This is a genomic window from Streptomyces niphimycinicus (assembly GCF_018883605.1).
Taxonomy (GTDB): domain Bacteria; phylum Actinomycetota; class Actinomycetes; order Streptomycetales; family Streptomycetaceae; genus Streptomyces; species Streptomyces niphimycinicus.
On the sequence record NZ_JAHLEM010001032.1, the window covers coordinates 1 to 1985 of the forward strand.

Annotated in this window: 1 protein-coding gene; it reads left to right on the forward strand. The window is 76.4% G+C overall.

The genetic code is table 11. From position 1 onward, the window contains the following. Positions 1 to 1640, forward strand: a 1640-nt coding sequence (locus KN815_RS47200) for a [protein-PII] uridylyltransferase (RefSeq protein ID WP_216347925.1), incomplete at its 5' end; no start/stop codon positions are given. Between the last annotated feature and the right edge of the window lie 345 nt (positions 1641 to 1985).

Below are 1985 nucleotides of genomic sequence, written 5' to 3' on the forward strand. Positions count from 1 at the left end.
CCGGAGGCGGCGCGGACGCGGGGGAGCGCAGCCCGCTCGCCGAGGGTGTCGTGGAACAGGACGGCGAGGTGGTGCTGGCCCGCACCGCCCGCCCCGACCGCGACCCCGTGCTCACCCTGCGGGCCGCCGCGGCCGCCGCCCAGGCCGGACTTCCGCTGTCGCCGCACGCCGTAAGGCGGCTGTCCGCCGCCGCCCGGCCGCTGCCCGTGCCGTGGCCGCCCGAGGCCAGGGAGCAACTGATCACGCTGCTGGGCGCGGGCGAGTCCACCGTCGGCGTGTGGGAGGCCCTGGAGGCCGAGCGGCTGATCACCCGGCTGCTGCCGGACTGGGAGCGGGTGCGCTGCCGTCCGCAGCGCAACGCCGTCCACCGCTGGACGGTGGACCGGCATCTGGTCGAGACCGCGGTCCGGGCCAGCGCACTCAGCCGCCGGGTCGGCCGCCCCGATCTGCTGCTGGTCGCCGCGCTGCTGCACGACATCGGCAAGGGCTGGCCCGGCGACCACTCGGTGGCCGGGGAGACCATCGCCCGCGATGTCGCCGCCCGCATCGGCTTCGACCGCGCGGACGTCGCGGTCCTCGCCACCCTCGTACGCCACCATCTGCTGCTCGTCGAGACCGCCACCCGCCGCGACCTGGACGACCCGGCCACGGTGCGTTCGGTCGCCGAGGCCGTCGGCGGCGCCACCACCCTGGAACTGCTGCACGCCCTCACCGAGGCCGACGCGCTCGCCACCGGCCCGGCGGCCTGGAGCGCCTGGCGCGGTTCCCTCGTCGCCGACCTGGTCAAACGGGTCTCGGCGGTGCTCGCGGGCGAACCCGCGGACGACTGGTCCGCCCCGCAGCAGACCACGGCCGAACAGGAACGCCTCGCGATCGAGGCATGGCGCACCGGCGGCCCGGTGCTGGCCCTGCACGCACGCTCCGAGGCAATGGCACCGAGCGAAGTGGGCCTCCTTACGGGTGACCTCCCCAGGGACGGCCTCCTTACGGCCGCCACCGAAGGACCGCTGGAGGAGGGGACCACCGCCCCCGAGCCGATCGGCGTGGAACTGCTCATCGCCGTCCCCGACCAGCCCGGCGTCCTGCCCACGGCGGCCGGAGTCCTGGCCCTGCACCGCCTTACGGTGCGCGCGGCGGACCTGCGCGCCCTCGAGCTGCCCTCGGAACTGGACGCGGCGGGCGAGGCGGCCGGGGTGCTGCTGCTGAGCTGGCGGGTCGCGGCCGAGTACGGTTCCCTGCCGCAGGCCGCCCGCCTGCGCAACGATCTGCTCCGCGCCCTGGACGGCTCCCTCGACATCGTCGCCCGCCTCGCCGAACGCGAGGCCGCCTATCGCAAGTACCCCCGCCGCCGCGGGGTGCACGCCCCGCCACCACGGGTGACGGTCGCACCCGGCAGCTCCCAGCTAGCCACGGTGATCGAGGTCCGCGCCCAGGACGCCCCCGGCCTGCTGCACCGCATCGGCCGTGCCCTGGAGAACACCGGCGTCGCGGTACGCAGCGCCCACGTCTCCACCCTCGGCGCCAACGCCGTGGATGCGTTCTATGTCACGGACAGCTCGGGCGCCCCCCTGAAGCCCATGCACGCGGCCGAGGTGGCCCAAAAGGTCGAGCAAACGCTGACCAGCCAGTCCGACACCTGAGACTCCCCGGCCCGCCCGGCGCCTGAGACTCCCCAGCCCGTCCGGTGCCTGAGACTCCCCGGCCCGTCCGGCGCCTGAGACTCCCTAGCCCGTCCGGCGCCTGAGACTCCCCAGCCTCTCCGGCGTTTGAGGAGCGGGGGCCGGGCGGACAGGCCCCACTCCCCAGCCCCTCCGGCGCTTGAGGAGCGGGGTCCGGGGCGGAGCCCCGGCGGGGGCGCGGGGGCGGAGCCCCCGGAACGGGGCCCGGGGCGCAGCCCCGGTTCGGGAAGGGGCGGGGTGGGGAAAGACGCCCCGCCAGGGCGCCGCACGCCCGGGGGCAGACCGTTCCCGCGCCGGGCGGATACC